Origin of the sequence: Enterococcus sp. DIV0756 (genome assembly GCF_051710745.1) — a bacterium.
In the GTDB taxonomy this organism is placed as follows: Bacteria; Bacillota; Bacilli; order Lactobacillales; family Enterococcaceae; genus Enterococcus_A.
This window is the reverse complement of record NZ_JBIOLF010000001.1, coordinates 963,016-980,605: the sequence shown is the minus strand read 5'-3', so window position 1 is coordinate 980,605 and position 17,590 is coordinate 963,016. Positions and strand designations below refer to the sequence as shown.

At 35.6% G+C, this 17,590-nt stretch carries 17 protein-coding genes; 4 read left to right on the top strand and 13 right to left on the bottom strand.

The window, feature by feature from the left end; translation table 11 throughout:
- Nucleotides 1-25: 25 nt before the first annotated feature.
- Nucleotides 26-1,201 carry a Gfo/Idh/MocA family protein gene (locus tag IGI44_RS04735; protein WP_438786661.1) on the bottom strand — a complete coding sequence of 392 codons (1,176 nt, stop codon included), beginning with the start codon at nt 1,199-1,201 and terminating at the stop codon, nt 26-28.
- A 23-nt stretch (nt 1,202-1,224) separates the two neighbouring features.
- Nucleotides 1,225-2,454: an MFS transporter gene (locus IGI44_RS04730; protein WP_438786660.1), complete on the bottom strand. Its 1,230-nt coding sequence runs from the start codon at nt 2,452-2,454 to the stop codon at nt 1,225-1,227.
- A 235-nt stretch (nt 2,455-2,689) separates the two neighbouring features.
- Between IGI44_RS04730 and IGI44_RS04725 the strand changes: the two genes are divergently transcribed.
- The 3 genes from IGI44_RS04725 (at nt 2,690) to IGI44_RS04715 (ending at nt 4,556) form a co-directional block, all read left to right on the top strand.
- Nucleotides 2,690-3,586, top strand: a complete 897-nt coding sequence (locus tag IGI44_RS04725; protein ID WP_438786659.1) for a LysR family transcriptional regulator — start codon at nt 2,690-2,692, stop codon at nt 3,584-3,586.
- Nucleotides 3,587-3,760: 174 nt separating this feature from the next.
- Nucleotides 3,761-4,321 carry a DUF2975 domain-containing protein gene (locus IGI44_RS04720; RefSeq protein WP_438786658.1) on the top strand — a complete coding sequence of 187 codons (561 nt, stop codon included), beginning with the start codon at nt 3,761-3,763 and terminating at the stop codon, nt 4,319-4,321.
- 31 nt (nt 4,322-4,352) lie between these two features.
- Entirely contained in the window at nt 4,353-4,556 is a 204-nt protein-coding gene (locus IGI44_RS04715; protein WP_438786657.1) for a helix-turn-helix domain-containing protein, read from the top strand.
- Between the two features lie 67 nt (nt 4,557-4,623).
- Here IGI44_RS04715 and IGI44_RS04710 read toward each other — a convergent pair whose 3' ends face one another.
- From IGI44_RS04710 to IGI44_RS04690, 5 genes are all read right to left on the bottom strand, one after another.
- Nucleotides 4,624-4,911, bottom strand: coding sequence for a type II toxin-antitoxin system RelE/ParE family toxin (locus IGI44_RS04710; protein ID WP_438786656.1), 288 nt, complete (start codon nt 4,909-4,911; stop codon nt 4,624-4,626).
- Nucleotides 4,901-5,224 carry an AbrB/MazE/SpoVT family DNA-binding domain-containing protein gene (locus tag IGI44_RS04705; RefSeq protein ID WP_438786655.1) on the bottom strand — a complete coding sequence of 108 codons (324 nt, stop codon included), beginning with the start codon at nt 5,222-5,224 and terminating at the stop codon, nt 4,901-4,903. The genes IGI44_RS04710 and IGI44_RS04705 overlap by 11 nt, the downstream gene beginning before the upstream one ends.
- A gap of 476 nt (nt 5,225-5,700) precedes the next feature.
- Nucleotides 5,701-6,228: a hypothetical protein gene (locus IGI44_RS04700; RefSeq protein ID WP_438786654.1), complete on the bottom strand. Its 528-nt coding sequence runs from the start codon at nt 6,226-6,228 to the stop codon at nt 5,701-5,703.
- The gene (locus IGI44_RS04695) at nt 6,221-7,543 is read right to left on the bottom strand and encodes an AAA family ATPase (protein ID WP_438786653.1); all 1,323 of its coding nucleotides are present in this window, start codon (nt 7,541-7,543) and stop codon (nt 6,221-6,223) included. The genes IGI44_RS04700 and IGI44_RS04695 overlap by 8 nt, the downstream gene beginning before the upstream one ends.
- A gap of 4 nt (nt 7,544-7,547) precedes the next feature.
- The gene (locus IGI44_RS04690; RefSeq protein WP_438786652.1) at nt 7,548-7,805 is read right to left on the bottom strand and encodes a hypothetical protein; all 258 of its coding nucleotides are present in this window, start codon (nt 7,803-7,805) and stop codon (nt 7,548-7,550) included.
- A 632-nt stretch (nt 7,806-8,437) separates the two neighbouring features.
- Between IGI44_RS04690 and IGI44_RS04685 the strand changes: the two genes are divergently transcribed.
- Entirely contained in the window at nt 8,438-8,629 is a 192-nt protein-coding gene (locus tag IGI44_RS04685) for a hypothetical protein (protein ID WP_438786651.1), read from the top strand.
- Nucleotides 8,630-8,796: 167 nt separating this feature from the next.
- Here IGI44_RS04685 and IGI44_RS04680 read toward each other — a convergent pair whose 3' ends face one another.
- The 6 genes from IGI44_RS04680 to IGI44_RS04655 form a co-directional block, all read right to left on the bottom strand.
- Nucleotides 8,797-9,168: an LPXTG cell wall anchor domain-containing protein gene (locus IGI44_RS04680; RefSeq protein ID WP_438786650.1), complete on the bottom strand. Its 372-nt coding sequence runs from the start codon at nt 9,166-9,168 to the stop codon at nt 8,797-8,799.
- Nucleotides 9,169-9,489: 321 nt separating this feature from the next.
- Nucleotides 9,490-10,980: a hypothetical protein gene (locus IGI44_RS04675; RefSeq protein WP_438786649.1), complete on the bottom strand. Its 1,491-nt coding sequence runs from the start codon at nt 10,978-10,980 to the stop codon at nt 9,490-9,492.
- A gap of 9 nt (nt 10,981-10,989) precedes the next feature.
- Nucleotides 10,990-13,194, bottom strand: coding sequence for a Mur ligase family protein (locus tag IGI44_RS04670; RefSeq protein ID WP_438786648.1), 2,205 nt, complete (start codon nt 13,192-13,194; stop codon nt 10,990-10,992).
- A gap of 67 nt (nt 13,195-13,261) precedes the next feature.
- Nucleotides 13,262-15,049, bottom strand: coding sequence for a hypothetical protein (locus tag IGI44_RS04665; protein ID WP_438786647.1), 1,788 nt, complete (start codon nt 15,047-15,049; stop codon nt 13,262-13,264).
- A 14-nt stretch (nt 15,050-15,063) separates the two neighbouring features.
- The gene (locus IGI44_RS04660; RefSeq protein WP_438786646.1) at nt 15,064-16,845 is read right to left on the bottom strand and encodes a CapA family protein; all 1,782 of its coding nucleotides are present in this window, start codon (nt 16,843-16,845) and stop codon (nt 15,064-15,066) included.
- Nucleotides 16,846-17,583, bottom strand: coding sequence for a glycosyltransferase family 2 protein (locus IGI44_RS04655; RefSeq protein ID WP_438786645.1), 738 nt, complete (start codon nt 17,581-17,583; stop codon nt 16,846-16,848).
- Nucleotides 17,584-17,590: the final 7 nt, after the last annotated feature.

The window sequence follows — 17,590 nt, the reverse complement described above, 5'->3', positions numbered from 1 at the left end:
TTTTATTTATGTGTAACTCGAATGATTAAAGATCGACTCTGCGGCCTTCTTCTGCTGACAAATACGCAGCGTAGATTACTTTAATCGTATCATATGCGAGGTCCAAACCGGACAACGGTTCACGGTTTTCTGCTACCGCATCAACAAAATCTTGGAACTGATTTAGATACCCTCGTAAGGTTTCTTCTGAAACAAAGACTTTGTTCCAGCCTAGCTTTTCCTGCAGCTGTTCAGAAACATAGACATCCTCTAAGCCATCCTCATCAAGGAAATAGGTAGACAAGTTGTCCGCAGGTGTAATCGTGTTAACCAAGGCGCTATCATTCGTGTACACCTCCACGTAGTTTTTCACACCACCCAATGTGTTGTCATTAGAAATAGAAATTGCTTTTGTTCCGTCAGTAAATGTAATGATAATCGTCGCAAAATCTTCCGTATCAACCGACTTCGCTGGGAAATAGCGTTTATCATGTTCGTTCAAATTCGGTGCTAATCGTGCCGTTTCGGCTGTTACGCTTTGAATTCCAATCTTTTCACCACGTGCTTTCGCTTCCCGTTCTTTCAAGAAAAGCATCCCACCGATTGGATGACTACCTAGGCGAATCAAGGAACCTCCACCTGCTAAAGACCAATGAGCAGAAGCCGGAGAAGTAGAAGAACGAATGCTTTCTTCACCCTTCATATACATGATCTTACTTTTCTTCGCTTCAATGATTTCAGCTGAGCGCAAGATGTTTGGAGAATACACGTAATTTTCTGCATACATGAACAAAACATCTGAGGCTTCAAATTTTGCGCGACACTCGTCAATTTCTTTTAGTAAGCTTTCGTACATTTTCGCCTTTGGTACTGTAAGGCCAATCGGTTCTTCTTCGCCCTCTTCACCGAAGTAACCCGTTAATGGTTTTTCACAAATCACATGTTTTCCAGCCTCTAACGCTTGATAAGCAAGATCCAAGTGCGTCACTGGCGGGGTGATAATATCAATTACATCCACTTCCGGATCTTCAAGAATTTCTTCATAGGACTTCGCAACCTGTTCAATAATGTCCCATTTCTCGCATAACGCGACGGCCTTTTCTTCAACCACGTCATAAACATATTTGATTTTGAAATCTACACCGCTCACTCTTGTATAGGCATTGGTATGGAAATTCCCCGCAAATCCTGCGCCGATAATCGCTGCTCTTACTTTTTTCATTTATTCATTCTCCTCAACTCGTCTTATTTACTTGCTTCTGCTAAATTGGTAATTTCTTTCATACTAATGAAGGCTTCCGGACCAAAAACTTTCTTATATCTGACAAAGACTATCAATGCCAAGACAAATGCCAGTCCAGATACCGCCGCATTATAAACCATCGTATTCATCGTATTGGTAGTAGCCAGCCACCCAGTAATAACAGGTGCTGAGAATACCGCAATCGAATTCAGACTGTACACCATGCCGGTAATTTTCCCTTTGCTTCCTGGAAACAGCTCAGCCATCGTTGTCAACCCTAATTGCAGCATCCCGCTGGTAAAACCAGTCACCAGAACCGTGATCATACACAAGAGTGGTGATGGTGCTATCGTTAGCGCAATCAGGCAAATCATCGTGATCAATGGATAGATCAAACAGATGATGATCGGACGAACACGGTCTCTTACTAGATAACCTGTCACAAACACACCAATCACGACACCCAAACTAAAATAGGTCAACATTTTAGAAGCGGCCGCAACACTCATTCCGGCATATTCCTCTGCAACCTTCGCCATCCAAACCTGCACAACTGTAAAGATTGTCGTCGAGGTGAAGCCCATTAAGATCAGACAAACACCCTCGATAGCCATCTTCGGCTTTTCATAAAAGGTCCGTTTGACCTCTTTATCTGATGCGCCAGACTTAGTAGATAAAGCAGGAAAGCCGCGAGTAAACATGAAGACAATGTTCAAAACAAGATAGCCGATCACAATATAAAAGGATAGGCTGTAGTTCAGATTGTTCTGGATAATATAGCTAAAGATGAAAGGCATAATAAACTGTCCAGCTGCCGAAAAGAACTTGATCGCCAAATTCGCTGTCCCTGCTGATGTCGGAAAAATTTCCATCAGTGCAGGATACGTTCCCGCATCAATGAAGGAATTACACATTCCAGCCATCACGGCGAAGAACAATGCTACTGGCACGCTTGGACTGAATAAGATCCCCAAGAAATAAACAATAAAGCCCACCATACCCAGCAAAATGAAGGGCTTTCGCCCAAATTTATCAGAGAGCACCCCTGAGATAAATAGAACAATAAACTTTCCGATACCAATACCGGAAACCACTAGCCCAAAACCAGCTCTATCCGTTCCAAACTGCTCCATCAGTGCATCCATGTTCATTGAAAGAATAATGACACTTACACCGATCACTATATAGTTCAAATACATGCAGACAGCAGTCATAAAATACTTATTTCTCATTTTTTACCTCCACTATTGTGTCTATTTTCACAATAAGATATAAAATTAATCGTTTACATAACAAAATTGTCAGTAATTCGTACGGATAAAAAAGCGCTTTTCTTTCCAAAACCAATATAAAACGAATTCATGATAGAAACAATCTCACTTACCCACATTATTCATAACAAAAAAGTTATATATAATCGTGTGAAAAATGATACAATGACAAAAAAGAAGCCTGGAGGGAAAGCTGTTGAATATCAAAAACCTAGAAGCCTTCTGCCGCTTGGCAGAGTTAGAGCATTATGGCAAAACAGCCGATGAATTGGGGATCGCCCAACCAACGCTCAGCCGAACGATCAAACGCTTGGAAGAAGAGCTTGGGGTTGTCCTGTTCAGACATCACGGACGAAACATCCATTTAACGAAAATCGGGAAGATTTATTATGAAAATGTTCAACGAGGACTCGACAACATTGCCGCCGGAACAAAGACTGTTCGCGACTTAGTTGATCCTTATTCGGGGAGTATTGATCTAGGATTCATTTTTACCCTTGGCCCAGAAATTATCCCGCAGCTGCTGCAACAGTTCCGCAGCGATTTCCATCGTCAAAATTTCAAATTTAAATTTTGGCAGGGAAATAGTCCTAGGCTAATCGAAAATGTAAAGAATGAAACCTGCGATTTTGCCTTATGCTCCTTTTTGAAGGACGAGCCTGAAATCGAGTTTACACATATATTGGATCAGCCGTTGGTAGCAATCGTCGCCAACAGCAATCCGCTCGCTTCAAAAAAGACAGTCTCATTAAAGGAACTATCAGACTTCTCAATGATCCTGTCTCTCGATAAAACCTATTTCATGGAAAAGCTATTTGAAAAACACCAGCTTCCATTAAAAATCTCCTGCCGCGTGGAAGAGGATCAGGCATTGGCAGGACTCGTCTCAATCGATATCGGCGTCGCCATTTTGCCCTTTAATAATTTATTGCAATTTCATGATGTTCAAGTTTTACAATTAGAAGAACCACAATTCCGCTCTGTCTATCTCGCAAAAAAGAAGGATGCATTGTTGACTTCTGCCGCTTTAGAATTCGAACGCTTTCTGATCAATAAGGAATTCCAAGAGAAACTGCTGCCGGGACGGAAATAGTGAAAAACAGCCGAATCTTCTTGTGGTTCGGCTGTTATTTCTTATCTATGCTCATCTGTCCATAAGAATCAAACGAGAATCACTACCTACTAAATATATCTTTACATCTCTTCGATATTGTTTTACAATAATTTTATATAATAAAACGATATCAATTTGGAAGGTGTGAGTACTTTGAACAGATCAACAAGAATTACTATTGCAATACTGACCTCACTTTTTTTCATTTCCCAAATCATTCTAGCTTTAACATCTTTATCAGTCGCTACAACAGCAATTGCCATGCTGATTACTGGAAAAGTTGAAGAAGCGCCACCAGGCGAAGGCATCATGTTTTTAGGAATTGATACATCTAACTACAAGTTCTCCTTTCTTGATGTCCAGCAATTTAACCTTATGATGACTTTATTGACATTGGTTCTGTGCATCTTGACCTTCTTTTTATTCCACTATTTGAGAACCTTATTGCAGAATTTGAACGATGGCGAAGTGTTCAGCAGCTACAATCTAAAATATATTCGTCGAATCATGCTATCCTATCTGTCAATTGGCATCCTATTCTTTGCATTTAAAATGCTTTGTGAAATATCCAATAGTCGCTACATTGTTTTAGGCTACAATGGGATGGTAACAAATCTTATTCAGGTCCTTCTTCTAACTGCTGGAATCTATACGTTATACTTTGTCTTTCGATATGGCGTAAAATTAAAACAGGATAACGAAGAAATCGTATAAATGAAAAAATTCTTATTAAGGAGGTTGACTGATGATCAAGATTCATTTGGATAAAATAATGCTGGATCGCCAGATTTCTTCCAAGGAGTTAGCGCAAAAGGTCGGCATTACCCAAGCCAATCTATCTATACTAAAAACCCAAAAAGCCAAAGGCGTTCGATTTAATACGCTGGAAAGTATTTGCAAGATTTTGCAATGCCAGCCGGGGGATATTATTGAATATGTAGAAGATTAAGCAAAAAGCCGCGCAGAAGCACGGCTTTTTTTGTAACCCAACTTTTTTAAAATTACAGCAATTTTCACTACATCAATCGTTTTATTTGATTATAGAAATTCTCATGTGTTCCAATTAACAAAATTGGAATAACTTTTTCGTCAATAATTTTATACGCTATCCGATATTCAGACTTAAAATATCTAAACTTCGCAGTCCAAAGATCTTTTAAGTCACCATTTTTTTGATCAAAACGATATGGATTCAATGCAATATCATCATAAATCACATCGATAAACTTTTGTTTCAACGTTTTATCTTTTAATTTTTTCAGATATTTCTTCACATGTGGAGATAAAATTACATCATAACCCAAGTTCCTTCTCCAATTCTGCTTTACTTAGTACTTTTTCTTCTGCTAGTGTTTGTTCCGTCAATTTATCTATTACAAGAGACAAGTTTTTCTTACGCTTTTTGAACTCGATTAACAATTCTTGTTCGGCATACCCTTCACTGATTAGATCCTCTAATAATTGAACATCAAAATCCATTGAATCCTCGTCAACAAATTCATAAAAAATCCCATTTTTTGTCAATCTTGCTTCCACAGCTATACCCTCCTTTATATTGAACTCCTTAGGCACAGTCAACGTGATCGAATTCCCTTGTTTTCTAGTTTTGGTTATCATGAGAAAAGCTCCTTACGTACATACTTTGTAAGTACATAATACTACTATTTTTATGTAATTACAAAGTATGTACAGCAAATGAGATATAAATAGTTTCTCAAATAAACATACGCATTTTTGGAGAATTCCATCAATTATTACTTGAATTCATTTCGAGAAAATGAGGATTTGTTCACTAGTTATCCAATAGGAATTATTGAATATGTAGAAGAATGAAAATGAGCTGACCTACACCAACATTGTTATGGTATAGGTCAGCTCATTTTTACTTTTTGTCTATCGCTTCTTCTTTCGAAATTATTTTCTGAATGAGGAAGATCACATTCGATTTTGACTCATTCCAGTGACCATCCTCTTGAATCCTTTTCCAAGACTCTCCATAACTGTCATGGGGACATTTTTCTTCAAAAAAATGAATGAATGATTCTACGTCATCATTAAGACTCTCAATAAATAATAAAGCATGTTCTTCCTTTTCAAAATCTGATAAAATCTTGTCGGCGATAACATGGTCTAGATTCAATGAATTGTAATACAATGTGAAAGGTATTTTTGATTGTCCATAAGTAATACCCCCAATTAAAGGTAAAACAAGCCTTTTTTTTTCGGTCCCATGTTTCATTCAGTCTAGATTTATCTTGTTCAGTGTTTAATCGAACAATTCTTTCATACAAATCATAAGCATATGACTTAGAATCCAATTTAGCTTCTTCGTCTACAATAAAACGATCCTTTTCAAGGAAAATCCCGTCAGTATCTATGATTTGCAGAACCATTTCAATATCTTTATCTTTAAATTTTGTTTCCTGTTTTACTTGTTTCATTATTTCTCCGACAATTACTTTTGAAGGCTTATTCTGATTCCAGATATTTGAATAAACATCACCATGGACTACCTTTACAAAGAGTTCATGATTTTCAATTAATTTAAAAATAGGATTTATGACGATTTCATCAGTGATTCCTTCAACAATCAGGACAATTGCCTTTCTCTTTTTAGTCAATAGCTCTACCTGCTTTCATAAAAGCAATTCTCAAATCAGCCGAACTTTTCCCTTGATAAAGCTCTTCTTTTTGACCACCTAACTGAATCGTTCGTAAATATAAATCTCTTAAATTATTAGTCTCTTTAACGTTTTTCAATTTAATATATCGATTCTTAGGATTAGATGTAGATACTACAATTTTATTTGTTTCTAACACTTCAAGTATTCTCAGATTATGCGATGTGAATAGTAGCTGCCCTTTTGCACCTGTTGACATCACTGAAATTAATTCTCCTAGTAGGTACTCATAAACCCCTGAATCTAACTCATCAATCACTGCAATGACACTAGGATTATTGTAAACTTCAATAAGGTATGCTACCAAACCAATAATTTTTTTGATTCCATCGGATTCATACATTAGAGAAAATTTCTTCTTTCCTCTATTGGAAAGAAAATCCAATTGCACCTCTTCTTCGCCATTTTGGTTGATTCTAGTATCTTTTGTAAGCAGACTTAGTGAAAGATCAGGAACGATTTCTGGTAGAATAATATTCATTTGACGAATAACATCCTCATAGGTCGATAACATATCTTTTTGAACATATCCTTCTTGCCCCTTCAAACGAAATGGCAATAATCCGTGTACATTTTTATTTCCTTTTTTAAAATGAACCCCTACTGGTGCCACAATATTTGCTGATATTAACCCTGCATACTCACTCGTGTAAATGCGTAAATTATTGGAAAACTTTGTTAGTATATCTATTGTGTTCAATAGTTCACTCATTTTTTCCTTTTCTCTGATTAGTTTGAGAAAATTAGAGTTAAAAAGAAAAGACATTCCAGCTTCAGTAATCACATTAAGGATAATATCCAGTGCATCCTTACTAATAAGAGTATCACTAGTATTAAACGAGATGATTTTATCAGAATCTCTGTCAAAGGATGCAACTGTTTTAGTTGGTTTATACTTTTCAAGAATTCTCATTTGAATTTCTTCTTTTTGAATCTGAACTACTTCTTGATTCTCTATTTCAACTTTCCTCAACACAAAAAGATATCTAATCAGTTTATTATTCACTTCTTCAATCTCAATCGTCACTGTAGCATCTGACGAGTTAAGCATCCCAGCATCCTCACCATCCATTGAGATGTTAAGAATCAACTTTCTGGTTAGTTCAAGAACATCTACTAGGGTTGTTTTACCAGATCCATTTTGCCCATAGATTCCAACAACATTTAAAAACTTCTCTTTTTCTTTAAAGCTAATAACTCCATATTCTACATTCTTTACATTCTCAATAATGACTTGTTTAAGTTTAATTGGCATGATCTCACCCGTTTTCTATGCAGATTAGAATTTCAGTATTTTTTATTCGATTAATCAATCTATATTGCAATTCTATCACACCGATACCAATTAAAGTATATTTTATATATCTATTATCGATTTTCTTAAGAATCAAAATGGTGTTAGGATGATTTAGTGAGCACATTTTAGCAGAAGACCATAATAATTGATCATCAAAGCCCCATGAAACCTCGTCAACAAATTCATAAAAAATCCCTTTTATTGCCAGTCTTGCTTCCAAGCTATTCCCTCCCTCCAAATATACCGCGTAATTACATAGTATGTACAAGATACGAGAACTAGTTTCTTAAATAAACATAGACACTTTTGAAAAAAACGACTTTAATTAACCAATATTCGTAAAATATTTCTTATATTTCACTTACAGTATTGTCACCTTCCAACATAACCTTAGAATTCCTGATATGATTTGCAAAAAAGGAGTGAGGGAAATGTTACAAGCTTTCTTTGAATTCATCGTTGATTTTTTTGGTAGCTTCGTTGAGGTCATTGTTGCCTTTCTAATGGTTCCATTAGATATATTTTTTTCTTTTTTTAACAGTATTTTTGGTTAAACTTCCTAGTAAGACTGGGACTATTTTTTACTAAAACTGGTTTGATGAAAAAATTATTGCAGCTATTAATTATGTAAAACAAAAACTCACACACTTGACCATACTACATATACTCAAAAATTTTGGTAACTCTAAAAATCAAGAATCGTTCACTCCTTGTTTAGTTGTAGAGGGAAAAGTATACTAGAATCATAAAGGAAACTACCTATTTTTTCTTAATTGTAAGCGGATAAGTTCATTTGGATCAAGAAGTCAAAATCTAAGTGGCAGGTACACAAATTAGAAAAGGAGACAATTTATGAGCTACTTCATTGGAGTTATCTTCGTGTTGTTAGGTGTGTGGCAGTTTGTTATGACGAAGCGTTCTTTTTCAAATCTGAAGAAGAATGGCAATAAAAATACATCCCCATTCGTGATGTTTAGTTTGTGGTCAAGTCTGGTCATCGGGATTTGCTTTTTCTCAGCTGCGGGATATTGCTTTTTTTATTAAATAAGAAACGAATATAAAACTTTTCCCCACCTGATTGCGATAGATAATCAGGTGGGAAAAATTTTATTAAAAGTCTTTTTAGTTGTATTTTCTTTCTAACTTACACCTTGAACAAACATATTACGAAATATAAATCTGGAAATTCACCCAGTACGCTCATTTACCTCTTACTCTTTCTTCCAAATGAAACTTACAAAGCTGATCAGAATAAAGCCAATCAAAGATGGTATAAAACTAGTATTCTCACTACCCGTCTTAGGTAATGTTGCATTTCTTACGGGCTTACTTACAATAGTCTTATTTGTATTCAACAATTTATTCTGGGGAGTTGTATTTCCAGTGTTAGTGATCACTGGACGTTCTTTGACTGTCAGCTTGATCGTTTCCTCAGCGGTCTTGCCAGTATCTTGATAGGCAATATAGCGAATCCCGTACTCACCTGTTGTAGTTAATGTGTTGGTTACTGTATTTAACGGAATCTCTTGATCCAAAATTTCGAATTGGATCGTGTCCGCATTTTCTGTTTTTGCCCAGCTCAAGATCATATCCTCGGTCAGCTTATCTCCAACGTATGTTTTCTAACTTAATACTATTGTAAGATTGATTTCTATATTTTTAATTGAAAAACTTCCGATTTAGAATCCTCATGTATGTGCAGCAGGTTGAACTTAAGTGCTCTCTCTCGAAACCCCCGTCTTTGGAAAACAAAGTAGGCATACCATTACAAGATTAGCCAACATAAAAATTCTTCACCGGTTATACCTCATGTAATTTGGCTCATAAGCAATATTTCACAAAAAAATAATTAAAATATTTAACAAAAGACAGGAATAAATTTACTAAAAATTTTCTAAAAATCACTATGATATATATCCTTTTGTTTGGATAATTCTATAACCTACCTCTCTCGAAATAAATTTTGCAGCTGTATTAGAACTTGGTAACAGCAATAAGTACAGAGCATCCCTGAAACTAATTTGATCCCCTTCAAACAGCTTTGGACCACTTCCTCCTGTTATATCAGAAGCTAATATGATTCCTGTTTCATTCAAATTACTAACATTTTCTATAAGTAAAAGTGCCGTCATCACTTTAGACATTCCAGCAGGAACAACCTGCTCATTTCCATTTATACTAAAAATAGAATTAGGAAGTTTCTTCGAATAATAATGAGGGTTACCTGGAGGAACTTTCAATACAAAACCTGAAGATGCAACAAACGTACTTATATGGTACTTTGAGTCAATTAATTCTTGTTTGTATGATGATATTAGCTGATCCACTGCTTCAAACCGATCACTATTTCCAGTTTCTCCAGAAGCCCCCATAACCACAGTTAAATATAAATCACTATTTTCGTCTTCTATCAAAGTAATCACATCAAGAATTTCTTTTCCGATCGTTCCCGTTTTGCCTCCAAGAATAGTGTATTTTTCTTCTAACAAAGAACTGTGTAACGTTGTTCTAATTCTTTCTTCTCGCTCATTTTTTCCATAAATAAAAACTGTGTATTCTTCTGCGCCCCAAGCTTGTATAATTTCACTATGACCCAGAACTTTTAGACCTAGTTTTAAAAAATCATTTGCGGTTGTAACTTGTCCTTCTGCCTTAAAACCATGCATATTTTCAAAATTAGTGCTAAACATACCTATCATTTTTGCTTTTCTATTCATTTCTTCAATAAAAGCAATATGCGCCTCTCTATCCGACACTCCAATATTTTTTCTGGCTAGTTTATTGAGCTTTTTATCTAGAGCAGCAAAAAGTTGGCGATTCGTTAAAGAAATTCCAAACTCATCCTGAGTATCTGGTATTGCATCAAAAAATACTTCAGCAGTTGGCTCGCTTTCAGAACCATATACAGCTGTTAGATCATAAACCGACAATTTCCTAATACTTCCAGTTCCGTTCGCTGTACCAATACCTCCAACTAGAAGATTATATTCTTGACTAGGAAAGTTTCCAGTTTTTAATACCCCAACAATTGTTTCATAGTCCTTATTTTTCGTTTGTCTACGAACACCCAAGCTGGAGTTTCCTGATATAAATCTTCCATTCATATGTATCCCAAATAAACCACTTACGTATCTGGTCACCTTTACGTCAAACGAAATAAAATAGCAATGATTTTCCTTCAATGTAACGTTTTGCTGAACGTGTACAGAAACATGAGAATCCATAGTCAAATTCATGTAGCCATATTCATCTTCGTCAATAGCTATTTCACCACAAGTATTACTCCAATGATTTAAGCCATTTGTCCACCAAGAATTACTCAGTAAATTTCTTGAAATGAGTTGCGAACATTCTGTTTCGTTAAGACTGTCCACTTCTATACTTTTAAATCCCATACCATTCTCCTAATTATTTTCTGCTTTCTTTTTTATCATTTCTGTAACTTTATAAAACTCAGTCTCGCCGTATGACCCCTTAATAAAGACTAAGGAATCTTCTGTGATTTCATCCATAATTTTTTCTACAACCTGCTCTTTTGTCTCACACCATGTCACTGATCCAATATCTACTGGTAAGTCTTTAAAAGATTTTCCGTAAAATATTGCTTGATCTGGATTCGCTCTGTTAATATGCGGGATTAATCGTTCATGGTGATATCTCGCTTCCTTCTCATTTCCTAAATAATCTACCTCTCCCAATACTAAAAGATTTTTTCCTTTATAAAATGGCTTCTTACTAGTAAAAAAGTCAATTCCGTTCATCATTGATTCGATAGCAGAATTATGTGTATCATCAATTACTGTTACTTCTTTTGAATCTAATGTCAGCGGTATTGGCCTTAAAACTCGTTTCAAACTATGGAAGTCTTCTAACAAAGGTGCCATCTTATCTATTGAGTATCCCAGACATTCTACAGCCAATAGTGCACCCATTGCATTTTGAATTTGTCCATCACTATCTGTTGTCAAAGAAAAACTTACTTCTTTTCCTCTGAAAGATATACGAACATCAGTCTTATCTCTAAAGACTTTTTTCTCAAGCATATAGCAGTCTGCAGTCATATCCTCAAAACTAAAGAGTAGGACATTTAGTTTAAATAGGTTTGCCATTTCTATAAAACTTGCTAGATGAGCTTCATCCATATCTTTGTTGATGATGACATAACCATCTTCTTTAACACTAAAGAAGAGCTCTTTCTTTTTACAGAGGTTATTTTCTACACCATCAACTACATGGGCACTACCAAACGAGGGGATAACAACAACATCGGTTTTCCAAATAAAAGCATTGTTTCCATACCCTAAACGGTTCATACAAGCCCCCGCTGCCTCAAACAAGATAGTATCGTATTGATCATTTATTTCTACAGATAAGCTGAAAGTTGGGTAATGGAGATTCGCATTTCCCATATTTGCTAATATGTTTCCCTCATTCTTTAGTAAGTGTTCTAAAATTAAGCGAGTAGATGATTTCCCTACACTTCCTGTTAATGCACAGAATTTCCCGTGATAATTTCCCATTTGATATGCTGCATAATGATAAGCAAAAGTCAGGCTATTCGGAACAATGAACTGAGGAACTTCATCTTTCAAGCTTAGAATAGGCTCGTCTGTAACAATCACTGACAGATGTTCTTCAACTTTGTATTTAAGAATTATTTCATTTCCATGAAAATCACGTTTAGCTTTTGGAATTATTGCTCTGTAACTTTCCGCTGATAAAGAAATATAGGCAACATTTTTCCAATTATTTCTTAAGGTCAAAGTTGGATCACAGACAGTATGCTCAATAACTAAGTCCTCTCCTAACTTATCATTCAAAAAATATCCTTCAAATGTTTGTTCTAACCATTGCTTGTGGGAAATAGTTTCATCTTTTTTTACAAGATACTCTTTTGGCGCAAATTCTGGGTTCATTGCTAGACCTGCTGAATGAGAATAATTCTCTCCATTAATTACTAAGGAACATGTCAGTTCTCGATTTTCTTTGTAAAATACAAAACAGTCACTTTGATTAGTCCCCCAAAAAATACTGGCAATAATGTCTTTCTGACTTTCCAACTGAGACTGTGCTTTAAAAAACTCACCATTAATTACATGGTCATGGTTTCTGATATATTTAAAACTTTCCTCTGATAGGTGAAGGAACTCTTCACCTATTTGATAGTAATCATAAATATTACTAAGTTGTGGAATCATTTTACGTCCGGTAGGTGTTTTTCTAGAATAATTCGAGGCAAAAATGAATTTATTTATACGGCGTAATGCACCCTTAAGGCCACCATATACATCAAATAGCGCGACGATACAATCAGGTGCATTCAGAGAAATTGCTTGATTTAACAAATCACTTAATGATCGCTTCTCTCCTGCTTTGCCATGCGTTGATCTACGTGCTCCATATTCTTTTTCTGCTTCTATTGAAAAAATTATTTCCTGATCTGGTGACAATACGTTAGCTTCCATATCCTGTAAGATTGCTAAATAAACTAATAAATGAACTGTTCCCCATGGGGACTGTCGAACACCAGAAGGCCTCTTACTAAGAAATTCCTTTCGATTAAATGTTAGTACTGTTGGTTGAAAAATTTCTTTTTCTATTTGATTCATTTATTTATATCGGTCATTCCGAAATCAAAATAACCGTACTCCTCTCATTGAATGATTTTCTTATTACCTAATCGAATAGAGTGAGACTCTTTTCTGTAAGCAATCGATTTTCATTATTTCTTCGCTCAGCATAGACATTCAGCGTTTTCTTCATTGAAGAACCAGTGAACTCTATCTCATTCGCTAATTCTAATAATCTCAACGATCGAACATCTCGTTCTTTCTTTTTATATTCGTCAGATAAACGATAAAAATATTTTGAAAGATCCTTTTTCGAAAATTTAGCATCCATCACTTCTTCAAATTCTTCCTTTTCCAAATAACGATCCACGACAAATCTAGCTCGTCCGTCCGAATAAAATTCTTCCATGTCTTGATCTGATCTCAAAGCAAATACTCGATTAATCATGCATTGACAACTCTTAATATTCACAGTTTTTCTCTGAACACGCACATCGAACATAACTTGAATCAGATGATGGATACTCTCCTTCGTTTTTTCATCTGTAATCATCTCTAATCGCAACATTCTTGATAAAATTAGTACGGCATTTTGATTTTGAGTTCTAGCAAAGGGGAGAACCATTTGTTCCGCGGAGTCACATCCCAATTTGGGATTGTTCAGCCAATAATTGTACAAGAAGACATCCACTCGCTCTTTATTCATTAGTTGATTTACTAACTCCGTATTTTCCTTAGCATTCAATCCAATGAAATGATAACCAAGTATTGATTTTGAATAAGTTGATTCTTTTGGCGAAATTTTTTCACGCCAATTTCTTTCTCGCAACCAATTCGGTGATAGTCCCCATCCCTTATTACTCGCAAAATTTTTCATTTCATCAAACTCGTCATTTGATACTGTTTGAAATAGATCGGCTGATTGTAAGAACGTGTGGAATATATCATCGGATTTGTTTCCCGTACATTTATCCGTATCAAAAAAGCTATTAACAACTTCATTGGTCATCAAGACACTTCCTAGTTGAGTATGGACAATTCCGCTTTTTTTCTTATCTATGAAAAGATCTTGAAAGTGATATGAATAATTATACTTTCCGTATGCAACATCAACCAGATCAAAATAGTGAGACAGGATCATCAGATACGTACCATACACTCGATAGAAAAATTTAGGGAAATAATCCTTGGCTTCTTTTCCTTCAAAATAATCCTTCATTCCCATGATCAATGGCCGAAAGTTCATCAATCGGAAATAATCACGGATGATTGGAAAACTCTGAAAGAACGGATAAATGTACCATTGGGTATTTGCCACCAAGTCGCGATTGACGAATAATTCTGCAATATCAAAATTAATTAGTTTTCTTACGTCTTCCGCATGTCCCCAAAAAACAAAATCACTAAAGTTGAATATTCGATGAACCTTTGCACCTATTACTGCTATTTTGTATTTAAAAATAGAAGGCATCTCTCTCGTATGTTCGTGATTTGAAAAAGTTTTCTTCACACGACATGGCTCATCTGATAAATAATTCTCAAATTTTCTGATATGGTTCAACGCTCTATCAGTGCGAACTTTTAAAACAAAACAATTTTCTGGTAAATGATCCAAGGCAGCTTGAAACTGAAGTGCTTGCCTCATATAATTGATGGAATTACTTCTATTTAGGTCCGTTCTCTTTTCCAACGGTGATTGCTCAATAATTGTTACCGAATTTTCTTCTAATTCTTTTTTTAGTTCTGGAAATCGTTCAAACTCTCCTGCCCATGTACTAATGACGATCCCTACAATCTTATTTGACTCTCTCATTTTCAATAATTTATCGATTGTTAACCGTACTTCAAGTTCTTCTCGAATGGCACCACACATGACTGCCCAAGTATTCTTCATCTGCTTTTCCTTCCTTACCAAACTTGCTTAGCAAGTGTGCATTTCTCTCTATCAATTTTCCAACCCAATCCTTGAAGCTTCTCTTCACTCCATTTTCCGATGATTGATTCGAAAGTCTCCTTATCAATTTCACATGGCTGCCATTTTGTCTTATGATTTTCTGCATAGATAAAGTGAGCTATAACAAAAAGTTCGTCTTCTTTGATTGTTAGTTTAGTTATCATTCCATATGGAAGAGCATTTTTATGCGTATCAAACTCTCCATTACTATTGAAGACAAAGTTTCCTAAACTATATAAAACATTCACTTCATCTACCACGTCTATCGGCTGTATGGCATGTGGCCCATGACCAATAATTAAATCCGTCCCTGATTCAACTAATTTTTTGGCAATGACTCTCTGATAGGGATTAATTTCTTGGAAATCAATTCCCCAATGACACAGGGCAATTACTTTTGAATCTGGAAAATCCTTTTTGGTTCGTTCAATTGTTTGAAATAGCTGCTGAGATAGACAATTTCCACCTAAATGGTTCCCATGCGCATACATTCCAAAATCTTTGTATTGTCCATTTCTAAACCAGTAACCATTAAAAATGAATAGGTCTTGGCTTTTCGTTTTTAACCGATACGGACAAAGCGCTTCTAGATAGTCATGCCCAGAGCCAATGAAAGATAGTCTATGTTTGTTTAAGGTATCTAATGTTGATAGAATCCCTGCCTTTCCAAAGTCATTGGTGTGATTTGTTGCCAATGTGACTAGATCAATCGAATGATTCTTCAAGGTCTTCGCTGTTTGCTCTGCTTTAGCCCCCAAAACAAATTTTTTCTTTCTGTTCATCGGAGATACGGTTGGATCATCTACTAAAACGGCTTCTAAATTAGCAATAGAGAAGTCTGCTTCATCTAAGAAATGCTGCACTTTTTCAAAGGAATAATCATAGCCCATTTCATTAAGTGGGTCCCACTGATTTCTTTTTATTCTTCTCTCGGAATACCATTCACCTAAATACGTATCACCAGCAACAACAATTGTTGCATTCTTTTTCCTTAGATTTTTTTGCTTCTTCTTTTCTTTTACTAATTGTTCGATACTAAAGTCTTCGTTTTCTTCTTCAAACCATAGCTTTAAGATTTGCTGATCTAGCTCAAATGGGTTTTCTGCTTCTAAAACGATTACGAGTTTCTTGTCATCAAAAACAATGCTGTTGTTTTGCCAAGAAATCCTATATCCAACTTCTCTTTCACCAATCAGATACCCATTTTTCCTAAATAGTTTTCCAGCATGGAAACACTCTGTGGTGTTAAAGTAATTCAATGACTCCTTTGACAGTTTCATAAAAGCGAGCGCGATTTTTTTAATGTCATTAATTGTGTATTCCTGCTTGTCACTTCTCTTTTTTCTTCCAGAAATATTTTTACAACAAATTTCAGTTAATCCTTTTTCAGCGACGAAAGAATTAATCTCTCTTTGACAGCTTTTCTTTGTTTGTTCTCTAAATAATTTAGCCAAAAGAAGCCCCGTATCTGGACCCATTGTGCAAACATGCAATCGGATTAACTCACTAAGAGAGATACGTTCACCTTCATTAAACTGAGCAGTGTTGGGGGATTTACTTTCTTTTGCAATGACATCATTAACGGATACATGGTCATTAAGTAATAACTGTCCTTCATCAACAGCATGAAGAACCTGTAAAAGTACAAGCAAACTTCCTAATCCCTTATCTCCTATGGCGTTTGTCGTACTTGAAAAATTAATTGTTGAAATATCGTCTTTAGAATATTGAATCATTTAAACCTCCTCCACAAAGTTCGATTCATTTTTAAGAAACGCTTCTAATTCCTCAGGTGTTCCCAATGCCGCATAACCGTTATCTGGTAAAAAGACAGGATAAATAATTTTTCCTCGTTGAATCAGTTCGTTGTATAACGGAGCGATATATATTTCTCCATATTCTTCTAATAATTGATTCGACATTTTCTCAAACGCATCCGAAAAATCTTTCCATCGTCGGAAATAATACAATCCTACCGAACCCCAAGATGAGATTGGACGCTTTTCTGCCATTTCAGTAATTTCACTCAATATTTCATCTACTTTAGCGAACGACCAATGAGTTCCTTCTGCTTTAAAAAGTGGGACGCTCCCATCTCCTCGAACAATTATTTTTTTCGACAAGAATTCCGATTTGATCGTAGTATCAATGTTGTAGATCAAGATATCTTCTTCATCTGAAAGCATATCTGCTACCTGCATGACTGTATCCGCTTGTCCTCTAGTCATTTCTGCCAACTCCATAATGAAGTAGGATTGAATTCCTAACTTGCGGATTTCCTCGATTAAATTAGCTTCTGAATAGCTTCCTTTTCGAACAATAAAGATAAAGTTTTCATCGTAAAACTGCTCCAAAGAACGCATTGACCAAGCAAACAGGTTTCGTTCTCCAGCCATAATTTCATGCTTAGGCTGTTTGTATCCGGCTTTTGTAAAGCGGCTACCACGTCCCGCCATTGTGATAATTACATTCATTTATTTC